This is a genomic window from Streptomyces sp. NPDC059080, assembly GCF_042739975.1.
Classification (GTDB): Bacteria; Actinomycetota; Actinomycetes; order Streptomycetales; family Streptomycetaceae; genus Streptomyces; species Streptomyces benahoarensis.
Genome location: NZ_JBHYGX010000022.1, coordinates 76,674 through 92,080, shown reverse-complemented (window position 1 = coordinate 92,080; position 15,407 = coordinate 76,674). Strand labels below are relative to the sequence as shown.

The 15,407-nt window shown below is 72.3% G+C and carries 16 protein-coding genes and 1 pseudogene; 12 read left to right on the top strand and 5 right to left on the bottom strand.

Features of this window, described 5'->3' with window-relative positions; all coding sequences use genetic code 11:
• Positions 1-134 precede the first annotated feature (134 nt).
• Entirely contained in the window at positions 135-851 is a 717-nt protein-coding gene (ndgR, locus tag ACFWWQ_RS18995; RefSeq protein WP_026169203.1) for an IclR family transcriptional regulator NdgR, read from the bottom strand.
• A 173-nt stretch (positions 852-1,024) separates the two neighbouring features.
• Here ndgR and leuC point away from each other — a divergent pair, with 173 nt between their 5' ends.
• The 5 genes from leuC to ACFWWQ_RS18970 all read left to right on the top strand — a co-directional run bounded on the left by leuC (position 1,025) and on the right by ACFWWQ_RS18970 (position 4,544).
• Positions 1,025-2,455: a 3-isopropylmalate dehydratase large subunit gene (gene leuC, locus ACFWWQ_RS18990; protein WP_384597543.1), complete on the top strand. Its 1,431-nt coding sequence runs from the start codon at positions 1,025-1,027 to the stop codon at positions 2,453-2,455.
• A 6-nt stretch (positions 2,456-2,461) separates the two neighbouring features.
• Entirely contained in the window at positions 2,462-3,055 is a 594-nt protein-coding gene (gene leuD / locus ACFWWQ_RS18985) for a 3-isopropylmalate dehydratase small subunit (protein WP_384597541.1), read from the top strand.
• A 135-nt stretch (positions 3,056-3,190) separates the two neighbouring features.
• A complete protein-coding gene (locus ACFWWQ_RS18980; RefSeq protein WP_143940473.1) occupies positions 3,191-3,436 on the top strand; it encodes a hypothetical protein in 246 nt (81 codons plus the stop codon).
• 124 nt (positions 3,437-3,560) lie between these two features.
• Positions 3,561-4,226 carry an HU family DNA-binding protein gene (locus ACFWWQ_RS18975; protein WP_384597539.1) on the top strand — a complete coding sequence of 222 codons (666 nt, stop codon included), beginning with the start codon at positions 3,561-3,563 and terminating at the stop codon, positions 4,224-4,226.
• Between the two features lie 114 nt (positions 4,227-4,340).
• Positions 4,341-4,544, top strand: a complete 204-nt coding sequence (locus tag ACFWWQ_RS18970) for a hypothetical protein (RefSeq protein ID WP_143940493.1) — start codon at positions 4,341-4,343, stop codon at positions 4,542-4,544.
• 105 nt (positions 4,545-4,649) lie between these two features.
• Here ACFWWQ_RS18970 and cofC read toward each other — a convergent pair.
• Positions 4,650-5,213 (bottom strand): annotated as a pseudogene (gene cofC, locus ACFWWQ_RS18965) (2-phospho-L-lactate guanylyltransferase); the annotation flags it as partial.
• A gap of 140 nt (positions 5,214-5,353) precedes the next feature.
• Between cofC and ACFWWQ_RS18960 the strand changes: the two are divergent.
• From ACFWWQ_RS18960 to ACFWWQ_RS18950, 3 genes are all read left to right on the top strand, one after another.
• Positions 5,354-6,163 (top strand): lysophospholipid acyltransferase family protein, encoded by an 810-nt coding sequence (locus ACFWWQ_RS18960; RefSeq protein ID WP_384597537.1) that lies wholly within the window; start codon positions 5,354-5,356, stop codon positions 6,161-6,163.
• A complete protein-coding gene (locus tag ACFWWQ_RS18955; protein WP_384597535.1) occupies positions 6,160-7,161 on the top strand; it encodes an NAD(P)H-dependent glycerol-3-phosphate dehydrogenase in 1,002 nt (333 codons plus the stop codon). The genes ACFWWQ_RS18960 and ACFWWQ_RS18955 overlap by 4 nt, the downstream gene beginning before the upstream one ends.
• Before the next feature lie 109 nt (positions 7,162-7,270).
• Complete coding sequence (locus ACFWWQ_RS18950; protein ID WP_384597533.1) at positions 7,271-8,407, top strand: D-alanine--D-alanine ligase family protein; 1,137 nt, start codon at positions 7,271-7,273, stop codon at positions 8,405-8,407.
• 37 nt (positions 8,408-8,444) lie between these two features.
• On the opposite strand, the gene ACFWWQ_RS18945 is transcribed toward ACFWWQ_RS18950, so the two are convergent.
• On the bottom strand, positions 8,445-8,936 hold the full coding sequence (locus tag ACFWWQ_RS18945) for a DUF3515 domain-containing protein (RefSeq protein WP_384597531.1): 492 nt from the start codon (positions 8,934-8,936) through the stop codon (positions 8,445-8,447).
• An 8-nt stretch (positions 8,937-8,944) separates the two neighbouring features.
• Positions 8,945-9,178, bottom strand: a complete 234-nt coding sequence (locus ACFWWQ_RS18940; RefSeq protein WP_143940467.1) for an Lrp/AsnC family transcriptional regulator — start codon at positions 9,176-9,178, stop codon at positions 8,945-8,947.
• Between the two features lie 158 nt (positions 9,179-9,336).
• Between ACFWWQ_RS18940 and ACFWWQ_RS18935 the strand changes: the two genes are divergently transcribed.
• Together ACFWWQ_RS18935 and thiD are read left to right on the top strand one after the other, a co-directional pair.
• The gene (locus tag ACFWWQ_RS18935) at positions 9,337-10,347 is read left to right on the top strand and encodes a thiamine-phosphate kinase (RefSeq protein ID WP_384597529.1); all 1,011 of its coding nucleotides are present in this window, start codon (positions 9,337-9,339) and stop codon (positions 10,345-10,347) included.
• Between the two features lie 10 nt (positions 10,348-10,357).
• The gene (thiD, locus tag ACFWWQ_RS18930; RefSeq protein WP_384597527.1) at positions 10,358-11,161 is read left to right on the top strand and encodes a bifunctional hydroxymethylpyrimidine kinase/phosphomethylpyrimidine kinase; all 804 of its coding nucleotides are present in this window, start codon (positions 10,358-10,360) and stop codon (positions 11,159-11,161) included.
• A 588-nt stretch (positions 11,162-11,749) separates the two neighbouring features.
• Here thiD and rpmB read toward each other — a convergent pair.
• Positions 11,750-11,935 carry a 50S ribosomal protein L28 gene (gene rpmB / locus ACFWWQ_RS18925; RefSeq protein ID WP_030287328.1) on the bottom strand — a complete coding sequence of 62 codons (186 nt, stop codon included), beginning with the start codon at positions 11,933-11,935 and terminating at the stop codon, positions 11,750-11,752.
• A gap of 231 nt (positions 11,936-12,166) precedes the next feature.
• On the opposite strand from rpmB, the gene ACFWWQ_RS18920 reads away from it, so the two are divergent.
• Together ACFWWQ_RS18920 and ACFWWQ_RS18915 are read left to right on the top strand one after the other, a co-directional pair.
• Positions 12,167-13,894, top strand: coding sequence for a DAK2 domain-containing protein (locus ACFWWQ_RS18920; RefSeq protein WP_384597525.1), 1,728 nt, complete (start codon positions 12,167-12,169; stop codon positions 13,892-13,894).
• Positions 13,895-14,208: 314 nt separating this feature from the next.
• The coding region (locus ACFWWQ_RS18915) for a DEAD/DEAH box helicase (protein ID WP_384597523.1) at positions 14,209-15,407 on the top strand (1,199 nt) is incomplete at its 3' end.

Genomic DNA, 15,407 nt, shown 5'->3' with positions numbered 1-15,407 from the left:
CTGTGTTTTGTCTCTCGTTGGTTTTCTCCTGGAGGTGTGACGTGGAGTTTGTGTTATCGGGTGTGGTGTGCTATGGCCGGGTCTGCCGACGCTCCCCCCCCCCCCCCCCGGCCCGTAGGGGAAGCGGGGATCTCTCAGCCAGTGCGGCGCAGGCCCTCGGAGAGGCGGGCGGCGGCGTCGATGACGGCCTGGGCGTGCATCCGGCCCGGGTGGCGGGTCAGCCGCTCGATCGGTCCGGAGACCGAGACGGCGGCCACCACGCGGTTCGAGGGGCCGCGGACCGGTGCCGAGACGGAGGCCACGCCCGGCTCCCGCTCGCCGATCGACTGGGCCCAGCCGCGGCGGCGTACGCCGGAGAGCGCGGTGGCGGTGAAGCGGGCGCCCTGGAGTCCGCGGTGGAGCCGCTCGGGCTCCTCCCAGGCCATGAGGATCTGCGCCGCGGAACCGGCCTTCATCGGGAGCGTGGAGCCGACCGGGACGGTGTCCCGCAGTCCGGACAGCCGTTCCGCCGCCGCCACACAGATCCGCATGTCGCCCTGGCGACGGTAGAGCTGGGCGCTCTCGCCCGTCACATCGCGCAGATGGGTGAGCACCGGTCCGGCCGTCGCCAGCAGGCGGTCCTCACCGGCCGCGGCGGCCAGTTCGGACAGCCGGGGGCCGAGGATGAACCGGCCCTGCATGTCCCTCGCCACCATCCGGTGGTGTTCCAGGGCCACGGCCAGCCGATGGGCCGTGGGTCGTGCGAGCCCGGTCGCCGCGACCAGCCCGGCGAGGGTGGCCGGACCGGACTCCAGAGCGCTCAATACGAGAGCCGCCTTGTCGAGAACGCCGACGCCGCTAGAGTTGTCCATGCAACGATACTTGCGTCTCACAGTATGAAACGCAAGTTCAATTTTCCGTGGAAGTCGTCACTCTGTAGCCACGGCCCTCGACCAGGGCCCGGTGCGGGGCCCGGCGCGGGGGTGCGGGGACCGTGCGCACAGTACGAGTTGGGCCGGCGATGCGGCCGGCCGGAGGGAAAGCGATGGGACGGACACTCGCGGAGAAGGTCTGGGACGACCACGTCGTCCGGCGCGCGGAAGGCGAGCCCGACCTCCTCTTCATCGATCTCCACCTGCTGCACGAGGTCACCAGCCCGCAGGCGTTCGACGGCCTCCGCAAGGCCGGACGGCAGGTGCGCCGTACGGACCTGACCATCGCCACCGAGGACCACAACACCCCGACCCTCGACATCGACAAGCCGATCGCCGACCCGGTCTCGCGCGTCCAGCTGGAGACGCTGCGCAAGAACTGCGCGGAGTTCGGCGTGCGGCTGCACCCGCTGGGCGATGTCGAACAGGGCGTTGTCCACGTGGTGGGACCGCAGTTGGGACTGACCCAGCCGGGCACCACCGTGGTCTGCGGTGACAGTCACACCTCCACGCACGGTGCGTTCGGCGCCCTGGCGTTCGGCATCGGCACCAGCCAGGTCGAGCACGTCCTTGCCACCCAGACGCTGCCGCTGGCCCCCTTCAAGACCATGGCGATCACTGTCGAGGGCGAGCTGCCCGACGGCGTCACCGCCAAGGACCTGATCCTGGCGATCATCGCCAAGATCGGCACCGGCGGCGGCCAGGGTTACGTCCTGGAGTACCGCGGCTCCGCCATCGAGAAGCTGTCGATGGAAGCCCGGATGACCATCTGCAACATGTCGATCGAGGCGGGCGCCCGGGCCGGGATGATCGCCCCGGACGACACCACCTTCGCCTACCTGCGCGGGCGGGCCCACGCCCCCGAGGGCACCGACTGGGACGACGCCGTCGCCTACTGGCGCACCCTGCGCACCGACGACGACGCGGTCTTCGACGCGGAGGTCGTCATCGACGCCGCCGAGCTGGCCCCGTTCGTCACCTGGGGCACCAACCCGGGCCAGGGCGCGCCGCTCTCCGCCCGGGTCCCCGACCCCGCTTCGTACGAGGACGCCTCGGAGCGGATGGCCGCCGAAAAGGCCCTGGAGTACATGGGGTTGACGGCGGGTCAGCCGCTGCGCGAGATCGGTGTGGACACCGTCTTCGTAGGTTCCTGCACCAACGGCCGCATCGAGGATCTGCGCTCCGCCGCCTCCGTTCTGGAGGGGCGTTCGGTCGCCGACGGCGTGCGGATGCTCGTCGTGCCGGGCTCGGTGCGGGTCTCCCTCCAGGCGGTCGAGGAGGGGCTGGACAAGGTCTTCACCGCGGCGGGGGCCGAATGGCGGCACGCCGGTTGCTCGATGTGCCTGGGGATGAACCCCGACCAGCTGGCGCCGGGCGAGCGCTCCGCGTCCACCTCCAACCGCAACTTCGAGGGGCGGCAGGGCAAGGGCGGCCGCACCCACCTGGTCTCGCCGCAGGTCGCCGCCGCCACCGCGGTGCTCGGGCATCTGGCCTCGCCCGCCGACCTGTCCGACGCCGACGTTCGTACGCCCGCGGGAGTCTGAGGAATCATGGAAGCTTTCACCACCCACACCGGCCGGGCCGTGCCGCTGCGCCGCAGCAACGTCGACACCGACCAGATCATCCCGGCCCACTGGCTGAAGAAGGTCACCCGCGACGGCTTCGAGGACGGGCTCTTCGAGGCGTGGCGCAAGGACCCGCAGTTCGTCCTCAACCAGGAGGCGCACCGGGGCGCCACGGTGCTCGTCGCGGGCCCGGACTTCGGCACCGGCTCCTCTCGTGAGCACGCCGTCTGGGCGCTGCAGAACTACGGCTTCAAGGCCGTCATCTCCTCGCGGTTCGCGGACATCTTCCGCGGCAACTCCCTCAAGAACGGCCTGCTGACGGTGGTCCTGCCGCAGGAGACCGTCGAGCGGCTGCAGCGGCTGGCCGAGGAGGACCCGGCCGCCGAGGTGACCGTCGACCTGGTCGCGCGCAAGGTGCTCGCCCCGGGTGTGGAGGCCGACTTCGAGCTGGACGAGAATGCGCGGTGGCGACTGCTGGAGGGGCTGGACGATATCAGCCTCACCCTCCGGGAAGAGTCGGCCATCACCGCGTACGAGGCAAACAGGCCCTCGTTCAAGCCGCAGACCGTGGTGGCCTGACCTCGGGCTTTTGGCTCAAAGACATATTGCGTACGATGCGCCCCCTGTGCAGTTAGCAGGGGGCGCATCGACGTGTTCGGACGTCTGTTGAGGCCCCGTGAAGCGACAACTCGCCGCAGATGGCACAATTAGCGCATGGAACGCGACGGCCAACTGCAGCTCTACGGTTACGTCGCCGACCAACTCAAGGACGCACACGCAAGGGTGCGGACACTGCAAGTCCCGGAGGGCGTACGGATGGCGCTGACCCGGAAGCTGCTCGTCATCACGGCCGCGGCACAACACGATCTTGCGAACGCGGCAAGGCGTCTGGAGTGGTTCATGGCCGACCTCGATGAAGGTCGTTATCCCGAAGACGTGCACACCGACGGAAGTGCGTGAGGTCGAGTGCGTTGCGGCACAAGGGTGATTAGCCCGTTTCGTGTTTGATTTGCGGTATATATCTGCCTAACGTGCGAAAAAGCTTGGAATCTATCGTTCCAGCAATGTCTCCGAAGGGGAAGACGTGAACAAGGCGCAGCTCGTAGAAGCCATTGCCGACAAGCTCGGTGGCCGTCAGAACGCCGCGGACGCGGTGGACGCCGTACTGGACGCAATCGTCCGTGCAGTTGTCGCCGGTGACCGCGTTTCGGTCACCGGATTCGGGTCGTTCGAGAAGGTCGACCGCCCGGCCCGCTACGCCCGGAACCCGCAGACCGGAGAGCGCGTGCGGGTCAAGAAGACCTCGGTGCCGCGTTTCCGCGCGGGCCAGGGATTCAAGGATCTGGTGAGCGGTTCCAAGAAGCTCCCCAAGCACGATGTGGCCGTCAAGAAGGCCCCCAAGGGCAGTCTCTCGGGTGGCACTTCCACGCGTACGACAGTGAAGAAGGCCGCCGCCAAGAAGGCCACCACCGTCAAGAAGGCCGCCGCGAAGAAGACGACGGCAGCGGCGAAGAAGACCACGGCCGCCGCGAAGAAGACCACCGCCAAGAAGGCGGCACCGGCGAAGAAGACCACCGCCGCGGCGAAGAAGACGACGGCCGCCGCGAAGAAGGCCGCCCCGGCGAAGAAGACGACCGCCGCCGCCAAGAAGACGGCGCCCGCGAAGAAGGCCACCGCCAAGAAGGCCCCCGCGAAGAAGACCACGGCACGCAAGACCGCCGCGAAGAAGACCACCGCCCGCAAGCGGTAATTCCCGCAGCGGTGACGCCTCGCGCCGGGCCGGTCTCCCTCCGGGGAGCCCGGCCCGCGGTGCGTGGCGACCGCGCGTTCACCGGGGCCGACCGGCTCCTTTAGGCTCTGCACCATGCAGGCCACCGCGTACACCTACGACTCGGACTCCCGTTCCGGCAGCGTGCTGCTGGACGACGGCACTCCCGTGCCCTTCGACGCCGCCGCCTTCGACGCGGGGGGCCTGCGCCTGCTGCGCCCCGGCCAGCGGGTGCGGATCGAGACCACTGGCGAGGGCGACGCCCTCCGGATCACGCTCCTCACGCTCCAGACCCTCTGAGAGCCCCGCGGCGCCCGCCGTCCGTGCCAGCGCCGCGGCGACCCGCGCCGTGTGCGCGCCCACCCCGAGCACCAGCGCCTCGTGCAGGTCCTCACCGGTGTCCACGTCCCGGCGCACCGACGCCGCCGCCCGCCCGGAAATCTCCCGCGCCCCCGACGCGCGGTGCCGCTCCCGCGAACGGCCGCCGAATGCCGGTGCCAATTCCGTACCGGAACGCGCGGTGAGAAGCGTTGTTCCGATATCCGCCGCATCGGCGAGAAAAGCCCGCGGAAATAGCGCGGCCCTTTGCAGTACGGCTTCCAGTTCGGCGGTGCGCAGTGCGGGCAGATCGGCGTTGAGGGCCGCGACCGCCGCGCCCGGGTGGCGTGCCCGGACCGTGGCTGCGCCATGGGCCAGCGCCGCGTTGAGGCCGTGTGCCGGGGTATCGGGCACGATCCGCGCGCCGAGCGCCGAAAGGGGTCCGGCGGCCGCCGGATCGTCCGTGACAACCGCCACATCCGCGACGTCGCCGCAGGCCAGTGCCGCGCCGACGGTGTCCAGGGCGAATGCGAGTGCCAGCCGCGGGCGGAACTCCTCACCGACCGCCGGGGAAAGCCTGCTCTTGGCCCGCACCAGCGGCTTCAACGGCACGACCAGGCTCCAGCCCACATCCACTCCGTCTCCTCGCATAGGATTCGATTTTCCCTGCTGCCGCAGCTCGCCGGGGACCGTGGGGTTACGGTGTTCTCGACATAGCGGGTACCTGGGGCGACACTTGTGCGGCTGCCGGCTCGCAGCAGCTCAGCAGGTCCCCACAGGAGGGTGTCCACGTGTCCCGCCGCAGAATCGGCTTCTGGTACCGACTGGCCGCGGTCATCTGCAAACCGCCGCTCCTGGTTCTGTTCAAGCGGGACTGGCGCGGAATGGAGAACATTCCGGCCGACGGCGGATTTATCACCGCCGTCAACCACAACTCGTATCTCGATCCGCTGTCGTACGCGCACTATCAGTACAACACCGGGCGGGTTCCCCGATTCCTTGCCAAGTCCGGGCTCTTTCGCAGCGGCTTTGTCGGCCTCATGATGCGCGGTACGGGACAGATCCCCGTCTACCGGGAAACCACTGACGCCGCCAACGCGTTCCGTGCCGCCGTCACCGCCATCGAGAAGGGCGAATGCGTCGCCTTCTATCCCGAGGCGACGCTCACCCGTGATCCGGCGCTCTGGCCGATGCAGGGCAAGACCGGCGCCGCGCGCGTCGCCCTGCTTACCAAGGCGCCGGTCATCCCCGTCGCGCAGTGGGGCGCCAACGAGGCGATGCCGCCGTACGCCAAGGAGAAGAAGCTCCGTCTGCTGCCGCGCAAGACGCTGCGGGTGCAGGCCGGGCCGCCGGTCGACCTCAGCGCGTACCACGGCAAGGAGCCCACCGCCGAGGTGCTGCGCGAGGTCACCGAGGCGATCATGGCGGCGATCACCGCGCAGCTGGCGGACGTTCGGGGCGAGACCCCGCCCGCCGTACCGTTCGACCCGCGCCGGGCGCTCGCCCACGAGCGGCGCGCGGCACGCGAGGCGGCCCGGGCGGCGGCCGTCGCCGAGCCGGTCCGAAGCACCCAGCAGGCACAGGAGGATGAAGGCAAGTGACGCGCTGCGCCGTCTACGGCACGGGGTCCTGGGGCACCGCATTCGCGATGATCCTCGGCGACGCGGGCTGCGAGGTGACCCTTTGGGGCCGCCGCGCCGCCGTCGCCGACGCGATCAACAAGGAGCGGACCAACCCCGACTACCTGCCGGGGGTCGAGCTGCCCGCGTCCGTGCGGGCCACCACCGACCCCGCCGAGGCGGCCGCGGGCGCCGACTTCACCGTCCTCGCCGTGCCCTCGCAGACGCTGCGCGACAACCTCGCCGCCTGGGCGCCGCTGCTGCCCGCCGACACCGTCCTGGTCTCCCTGATGAAGGGCGTCGAACTGGGCACCGCCAAGCGGATGAGCGAGGTCATCGAGGAGGTCGCCAAGGTCCCCGCCGAGCGCGTCGCGGTCCTCACCGGCCCCAACCTCGCCAAGGAGATCGCCGCCCGGCAGCCCGCCGCTGCGGTCGTCGCCTGCGCCGACGAGTCCGTCGCCCGGCGGCTGCAGACCGCCTGCCACACCCCGTACTTCCGCCCGTACACCCACACCGACGTCGTCGGCTGCGAGCTGGGCGGCGCCGTCAAGAACGTCATCGCGCTCGCCGTCGGCATCGCGGGCGGCATGGGCCTGGGCGACAACGCCAAGGCGTCGCTGATCACCCGCGGTCTCGCCGAGACCACCCGACTCGGCCTCGCCATGGGCGCCGACGCGCACACCTTCGCGGGCCTGGCCGGCATGGGTGACCTCGTCGCCACCTGCTCCTCGCCGCTCTCGCGCAACAACACCTTCGGCACCAACCTCGGCCGCGGTATGAGCCTCGCCGAGACCATCGCGGTGACCAAGCAGACCGCCGAGGGCGTCAAGTCCTGCGAATCCGTACGGGATCTGGCCCGCCGCCACGGCGTCGACATGCCGATCACCGAGACGGTCTTCGACATCGTCCACGAGGGCAAGCCGCCGATGGTCGCCCTCAAGGAGCTGATGTCGCGCAGCGCCAAGTCCGAACGCCACTGACCGCCCGCGCGCGGCGCCCGGCCCGCCCCGTGCGGCGCGCGGACACGGCGCCGCGCACGGCCGCCGCCGCGCCGACTCCGTATCCACCAGCAGGTACCCTCAAGCCGATATGAGCAGCCAGACCCCTCCCCACAAGCCCCGTGTCGCCGTCGTGTTCGGTGGCCGCAGCTCCGAACACGCCATCTCCGTGGTCACCGCGGGAGCCGTCCTGCGCGCCATCGACCGCGAGAAGTACGACGTGCTGCCGATCGGGATCACCACCGACGGACGCTGGGCCCTGACCGCCGACGACCCGGAGCGGATGGCCATCGCGGACCGCCGCCTGCCGAGCGTCGCCGAACTCGCCGAATCCGACGAGGGCGTCGTCGTCCTGCCGGTCGACCCGACCAACCGCGAGCTGGTCTACAGCGAACCGGGCTCCGTCCCCAAGGCGCTGGGCGAGGTCGACGTCGTCTTCCCCGTGCTGCACGGCCCCTACGGCGAGGACGGCACCCTGCAGGGTCTGCTGGAACTCTCCGGCGTCCCCTACGTCGGCTGCGGCGTCCTCGCCTCCGCCGTCGGTCAGGACAAGGACTACATGAAGCGGGTGTTCACCTCCTTCGGGCTGCCGGTCGGCCCGTACGAGGTCATCCGGCCCCGGGAATGGGAGCGCAGCCCCGAGGCCGCCCGCAAGAAGATCGTCGACTTCGCCGCCGAGCACGGCTGGCCGCTCTTCGTGAAGCCCGCCCGCGCCGGTTCGTCCATGGGCATCACCAAGGCCGACGACGTCGACGGGCTCGACGACGCGATCGCGGAGGCGCGGCGCCACGACCCGAAGATCATCGTCGAGTCGCTGCTGCGCGGCCGCGAGATCGAGTGCGGGGTCCTGGAGTTCGAGGACGGCCCGCGCGCCAGCGTCCCGGCGGAGATCCCGCCGGTCACCGCCCACGACTTCTACGACTTCGAGGCGAAGTACATCGACTCGGCGGCGGGCCTGGTGCCCGCGCCGCTCACCGCCGAGGAGACCGTCCGCGTCCAGGAACTGGCCGTCGCGGCGTTCGAGGCGGCGTCCTGCGAGGGCCTGGTCCGTGCGGACTTCTTCCTCCAGGAGAACGGCGAGTTCGTGATCAACGAGATCAACACGCTCCCCGGCTTCACGCCCATCTCGATGTACCCGCGGATGTGGCAGGAGAGCGGCGTGAGCTACCCGGAGCTGATCGACCGGCTCCTCCAAGCGGCGCTGAACCGCTCCACCGGCCTGCGCTGACCCGTCCGGTGCCGGGCCCGCCCACCGTGGGCCCGGCTCAGACGCCCTCGGGCACGGTCTTCTTCACCGCGGCGGCGAGATCGGTGAGCGCGTTGACCTCGGGGGCGTACTTCCCCGGCACCGTCACCTCGACGTAGGTCTTGCGCAGTACCGTCGTGAAGCGGTAGCCGTCGTCGCGCTTCTCCAGGAACCACGAGACGCCGTTGACGTCCGCCGCGTCGGCGCCGGGGTTGTAATGTTCACCCACGGACGTCAACGCGCCCGGCTTCGGCACCCCGCAGCGCAACTGCACGGCGGGGTCGCCCCAGGCGGCCGTGAAATCCGACGCAGGCTCGGTGCTCCTGCGCGCCAGCCCGTCGACGGTGTCCGGCAACTCCTTGTGGAGGGCCCGGCAGTGCTGGGCCGACGCGCCCTCGGGCGCGGGCGGCGTGACCTCGGGCGCGGAGGAACAGCCCGCCGTGCAGCACAGCACGGCGAGCGACGGCAGGACCGGCAACCAGCGGCGAGACGAGATCACCCGGCCGAGCATACGGGGAGCTAGATATGGACAACCGGACAGGTCAGGGTGCGGGTGATCCCCTCCACCCGCTGCACATTGGCGACGACCAGCCGGCCCAGCTCGTCGACGGTCTCCGCCTGCGCGCGCACCACGACGTCGTAGGGACCGGTCACATCCTCGGCCGTCAGCACGCCGGGGATCTGCGCGATCACCTCCGCCACCGCCGAGGCCCGGCCGACCTCGGTCTGGATCAGGATGTACGCCTGTACCACGGGACCTCCAGGGCGGCTTCGAGGATCATGGGGGAAGAAGGGACGCCACGGTACCGCGTCACCGAGCGGAGCGGGGAGATCCGCGCGGTGACGACGGCCGGTGCGGCGCCCAGACCAGCGAAGTACGGACGGGCCGTACGCAGGAGAAGGGCGACAGCATGAAGGGCACCGTGGGCGAGCTGGGGGAATTCGGGCTGATCCGGGAGCTGACCTCCCGCATCACCCCCACCCCGGCGGTACGCATCGGTCCGGGCGACGACGCCGCGGTGGTCACCGCGCCCGACCGGAGGGTCGTCGCCAGCACCGACGTCCTCCTGGAGGGCCGGCACTTCCGCCGCGACTGGTCCACCGCGTACGACGTCGGCCGGAAGGCCGCGGCCCAGAACCTCGCCGACATCGCCGCGATGGGCGCCGTGCCCACCGCCATCCTCCTCGGCCTCGTCGTGCCCGCGGAACTCCCCGCCACCTGGGCGACCGAGCTGATGGACGGGCTGCGCGACGAATGCCAGGTCGCCGGTGCCGCGGTGGTCGGCGGCGATGTCGTACGCGGCGACACCATCACCGTCGCCATCACCGCCCTCGGCGATCTGCGCAACGCCGAGCCGGTGACCCGCGGCGGCGCGCAGCCCGGCGATGTCGTCGCGGTGACCGGCTGGCTGGGCTGGTCGGCCGCCGGGTACGCCGTGCTCACCCGCGGGTTCCGTTCGCCGCGTGCCTTCGTCGAGGCGCACCGACGGCCCGAACCGCCGTATCACGCGGGCCCGGCGGCGGCCGGACTGGGCGCCACCGCCATGACGGACGTCAGCGACGGCCTCGTCGCCGACCTCGGGCACATCGCGGAGGCCAGCAAGGTCCGTATTGATCTCGCCTCTACCAAGATCGACATCCCGACGCAGATGTCCGACATCGGCACCGCCGTCGGCGTCGACCCCATGCAGTGGGTGCTCAACGGCGGCGAGGACCACGCGATCGTCGCGACGTTCCCGCCCGATGTGAAGCTGCCCGCCCGCTGGAAGGTCATCGGCGAGGTCCTGCATCCCTCCGCGCTGCCGCAGGTGACGGTGGACGGGGCGCCCTGGAACCGGGCCGGGTGGGACCACTTCGGGGACAACGGCGACGCCGAATCCCCGCCGCCGGGCGGCTCCGTGCCGCCCGGCGGCGGCCGGTAGATTCGGCGCCGTGCAGACCCCACCACGCGTACTGACCGTCGCCGGCTCCGACTCCGGCGGCGGCGCGGGCATCCAGGCCGACCTCAAGACGATGCTGGCGCTGGGCACCCACGGCATGAGCGTGCTCACCGCCGTCACCGCGCAGAACTCCCAGGGCGTTCAGGGCGCCTGGGAGCTGCCCGCCGAGGCGGTGCGGGCGCAGTTCCGCAGCGTCGTCGACGACATCGGCGTCCAGGCGGTGAAGACCGGGATGCTCGCCTCGCCGGAGCTGGTGGAGACCGTCGCCGCGCTCCTCGCGGAGCTGGCCGTGCCCGTCGTCGTCGACCCCGTCGGCATCTCCAAGCACGGGGACGCGCTGCTCGCCACGACCGCCCTCGACGCGGTCCGCACCAAGCTGCTGCCGACCGCCACCGTCGCCACACCCAACCTCGACGAGGTGGCGCTGCTGACCGGCGTGCGCACCACGGACGAGACCGGGATGCGCCGCGCCGCCGACGCGGTCCTCGCCTTCGGGCCGCGCTGGGCGCTCATCAAGGGCGGCCATCTGCCCGGCACCGCCGACGCCGTCGACCTGCTCACCGACGGCACCGAGGAGCACTGGCTGCGCGCGCCGCGCCACGACAACCGCCACACCCACGGCACCGGCTGCACCCTCGCCTCCGCCGTCGCCGCCCGGCTCGCCCACGGCGACACCGTCCCGCAGGCCGTCACCGCCGCGAAGGAGTACGTCACGGGCGCACTCGCGGCGGGCTTCCGGCTGGGGAGCGGGATCGGGCCGGTGGATCACGGGTGGCGGTGGCGCGGGGAAGTGTGAGGGAGCAGCCGTTCGGTGAGGGAGCAGCCGTTCGGTGAGGCGGCGCGGTGCCCCGCCCCATGCGGTTGGTTTCGCGCCGACCCCATGCCGCCGCCCCGTGCGGTGGTTCGCGTACGGGGCAGTGCCTCGGCCCGCCCCATGCGGGGGCTTTGCGTCCGCCCCGTTCTCCGCCCCATGCGGGCTGCACGCTTGCCCCTTACGTACGCGATCCGCACGCCCGGCAGCGCGCCGGGCAGCGTCACCCACCGGCGGCGGCCCGACGGATCGCCCTCCCGCCAGGCCCCGGAGGCCGGCGGGACGGCGCGGCCCGACGCACGAGCGGCGCCCACCCGTAACGGACGGCAACGCGGGGCCCACGCCCGGCAACAGCTCGCGCCGCGCGGCAACGGGGCACGGCCCACTGTGCGAGGGCCTGATCCTGCCCCGTGCGCCCGCCGTACGGGGCGCCGTCCGCCCGCGACAACGCCCCGGCCCCGTGGGACAAGCGAGGGCTCCATGCCGCGTGGGACAACGACGAAAAGCCGGCCCACCTTTCGGTGGACCGGCTTTTCGTCAAGCAACCGGCTTGGCTGCGCTACGGCTAAGACGTCAGCGCGAGACCTTGCCGGCCTTGATGCACGAGGTGCAGACGTTGAGCCGCTTCGGCGTACGCTCGACCACGGCACGAACCGTCTGGATGTTGGGGTTCCAACGACGGTTGGTACGGCGGTGCGAGTGAGAGACACTCTTGCCGAAGCCCGGCCCCTTGCCGCAGACGTCGCAGTTGGCAGCCACGGGTCACTCCAAAGACTTCAGATGCACTTACGGTGAATCCTGACGGGCCGAGTGCATTGACCGACCGGCATCGCCAGGAGAGGAAAGACCCGATTCGCACCGGGCAACCGGAGCAGCATACAACGGCCGCTTCCGTAGAACGAAACTACCATGCGCGCTTCGGCCCCCGCCCCGGGCTCCCGGTGTGACCGCGGCTACTGTGCGGTCATCCCGTGCATCCAGGAGGACGCTGTGCCGCACCCGCTCGACGCCGCCGCGATCCGCACCTGGTGCGGGCTGGCTCTGGAGGCGCTGGGCCGGGAACGTGCCCGGATCGACGCGATCAACGTCTATCCGGTAGCTGACGGCGACACCGGCACCAACCTCTACCTCACCGTCGAATCCGCGGCCCGCGCCGTCGAGGCGGCCTTCGACGGCCACGCCTCCGCGGGCACCGCGCCCTGCCTCGCCGACGCCGCCGGAGCCATGGCGCACGGCGCCCTCATCGGGGCGCGCGGCAACTCCGGCACGATCCTCGCCCAGCTGCTCCGCGGCATGACCGAGATCCTGGCCGCGCCACCGGTGCCCGCCATGGGGCCGGGCGTCGCGGGGGCCGACGATGCGGGCGCCACCGGTGAGCGGCCCGGCGGCTGTCCGCCCGCCACCCTGGGGCGCGCGCTGCACCGCGCCGCGGCTGCCGCCCGGGAGGCCGTCGCGCACCCCGTGGAGGGCACCGTGCTGACGGTCGCTGCCTCCGCCGCCGATGCCGCGGCGGCCGTCGCCGCCACCGCGCCGCACGCCGCGGCGGTGGCGCACGCCGCCCACGACGGCGCCCGCACCGCGCTCCGCGCCACCCCGGGACAGCTTGCCGTCCTGGGCCGGGCCGGAGTCGTGGACGCCGGGGGCTGCGGCCTCGTCGCCTTGCTGGGGGCGCTCGCCGACGCCCTGTCCGGCGAGGTCACCGCCGCCCCCGTCCCCGTACGGGCCGACGCCCCGCTCCCGGAGGCGGCGGGCCCTGCGGCCGTCACCGGGGCCGCGCCGGAGAGCTGCCCGCCCGGGGAGGCGACGGGGCCCGCCTTCGAGGTGATCTATCTCCTGGAAGCCACCGACGCCGCCGTGGCGCGGCTGCGCTCCCGCCTCGACGCGCTCGGTGACTCCCTTGTCGTGGTCGGCGGCGACGGCCTGTGGCGCGTCCATGTCCATGTCGACGACGCGGGCGCCGCCGTCGAGGCCGGTATCGAGGCGGGCCGCCCGTACCGCATCCGCATCACGCACTTCGACGGCGCCGCGCACGCCGCGCGGGAGGCGGTGGAACCGGCCGCACGGGGCGTCGTCGCCGTCGTCCCCGGGGAGGGCCTGGCCGCGCTGTGCGAGGAAGCGGGCGCGACCGCGGTGCGCGTGCGCCCCGGGGAGCCGCCCGCCTCCGGGGAGTTGGTGCAGGCGATCCGGCAGGCGCACGCCCGCGAGGTGCTGCTGCTGCCGAACGACCCCGAGCTGCGGCACACCGCCGCCGCGGCGGCCGAGGCGGCCCGTACCGAGGGCATCCGGGTCGCGCTCATCCCCACCCGCGCCGCCGTACAGGGCCTCGCGGCGCTCGCCGTACACGAGCCCGACCGCAGCTTCGACGAGGACGCCGTCGCCATGACCTCGGCCGCCGGGGCCACCCGCTACGCCGAACTGGCCGTCGCCGAACGGCAGGCGTGGACGATGGCAGGCGTCTGCCAGCAAGGCGACGTCCTCGGGCTGATCGACGGCGACGTCGTGGTCATCGGCGGTGATCTGACGGACACCGCCCTCACCGTCCTCGACCGGATGCTCTCGGCCGGCGGCGAACTCGTCACCCTGGTGCGCGGCGCCTGCGCCCCCGACGGCCTCGCCGAACGGCTGGAGGCCCATGTCCGCGAACGGTTCCTCGCCGTCGACACCGTCGTGTACGAGGGCGGCCGCCATGCGGCGCCGTTGCTGATCGGGGTCGAGTAGCGGGCGTATGCGTGGGGGCGCCGCGCAGGGGGCGCTCGGGGGCTGCACAGGGGACGGCGGCTGGGACGCCGCGCAGGGGGCGCTCGGGGGCTGCACAGGGGGCGGCGGGGCCCGGCGCGGGCCTCGCGCCACGGGCACCGTGCTGGGGGTCTGACGCATGGGGCGCCGGGCATGAGGCCGGGCATCTGGGGCCCCACCCGCGGACCCGGGCTCACCCCGCCCCCTCAACCCCCGCCCCACGCCGCCCGCTCCCGCACCCCGCAACAGGCCCCGCCGCCCGCGAGAGGGGCCGTTTGTCAGTGGCATGGTGTGCAATGGGTTCCGTGGCCGCGCTCGACGAACCTCTGAAGAAGACCCTCGGTGGCACCACCGCGAAGGTGCTCGCCGACCACCTCGGCCTGCACACGGTCGGCGATCTCCTGCACCACTACCCGCGCCGGTACGCCGAGCGCGGTGAGCTGACCCGCCTCGCCGATCTTCCGCTCGACGAACACGTCACCGTCGTCGCCCAGGTCTCCGACGCCCGCGTCCTGCGGTTCAACGGCGGCCGCGGCCAGCGGCTGGAGGTCACGCTCACCGACGGCGGCGGCCGCCTCCAGCTCGTCTTCTTCGGCAAGGGCATCCACAAACCGCACAAGGACCTGGTGCCCGGCCGCCGCGCGATGTTCGCCGGCAAGGTCTCCGTCTTCAACCGCAAGCTCCAGCTCGCCCACCCCGAATACGCTCTCCTCGACCAGGAGTCCGGCAGCGAGGCCGTCGACGCGTTCGCCGGCGCGCTGATGCCGATCTACCCGGCCTGCCAGCAGATGGCGTCCTGGAAGCTCGCCAAGGCCGTCGACGCCGTGTTGCCCCACGCCCACGAGGCCGTCGACCCGCTGCCCGAGGCGCTGCGCACGGGCCGGGCACTGGTGGAGCTGCCCGAGGCCCTGGAGAAGATCCACCGCCCGCGCACCAAGGCCGACATCGCCGACGCCCGCGCCCGGCTGAAGTGGGACGAGGCGTTCGTCCTCCAGGTCGCCCTGGCCCGCCGCCGCTTCGCCGAGACCCAACTCCCCGCCGTACCCCGCCCGTTGACCGAGGGCGGCATCCTCGACGCGTTCGATGCCGCGCTGCCGTTCACCCTCACCGAAGGCCAGCGCAAGGTCAGCGAGGAGATCTTCGCCGACCTCGCCACCGACCACCCCATGCACCGCCTCCTCCAGGGCGAGGTCGGCTCCGGCAAGACGATGGTGGCGCTGCGCGCGATGCTCACCGTCGTCGACGGCGGGGGACAGGCGGCGATGCTCGCCCCCACCGAGGTCCTCGCCCAGCAACACCACCGCTCCCTCACGGAGATGATGGGCGAGCTGGCCCATCGGAAGGGGCAGCCCGAAGGGCTTCCGGCGAAGGGGGGCGGCGGGCGACGGGCGGGGGGGGGGGGGGGGGGGGGGGGCCGCCCCCCCCCCTGTGGGGGGTACACGCCCACAGCCTCCGCCGCCCCCGCGGCCGCCCCGCCCCCGCACTCCTCGCCGCC

Bases quoted from the DNA above. Each gene is read 5' to 3' on its own strand.
- ACFWWQ_RS18970 (WP_143940493.1), top strand. From the start codon at position 4,341: ATGCAGGCCACCGCGTACACCTACGACTCGGACTCCCGTTCCGGCAGC.
- ACFWWQ_RS18980 (WP_143940473.1), top strand. From the start codon at position 3,191: ATGGAACGCGACGGCCAACTGCAGCTCTACGGTTACGTCGCCGACCAA.
- ACFWWQ_RS18945 (WP_384597531.1), bottom strand. From the start codon at position 8,936: ATGCTCGGCCGGGTGATCTCGTCTCGCCGCTGGTTGCCGGTCCTGCCG.
- leuD (WP_384597541.1), top strand. From the start codon at position 2,462: ATGGAAGCTTTCACCACCCACACCGGCCGGGCCGTGCCGCTGCGCCGC.
- leuC (WP_384597543.1), top strand. From the start codon at position 1,025: ATGGGACGGACACTCGCGGAGAAGGTCTGGGACGACCACGTCGTCCGG.
- ndgR (WP_026169203.1), bottom strand. From the start codon at position 851: ATGGACAACTCTAGCGGCGTCGGCGTTCTCGACAAGGCGGCTCTCGTA.
- ACFWWQ_RS18935 (WP_384597529.1), top strand. From the start codon at position 9,337: ATGAAGGGCACCGTGGGCGAGCTGGGGGAATTCGGGCTGATCCGGGAG.
- ACFWWQ_RS18950 (WP_384597533.1), top strand. From the start codon at position 7,271: ATGAGCAGCCAGACCCCTCCCCACAAGCCCCGTGTCGCCGTCGTGTTC.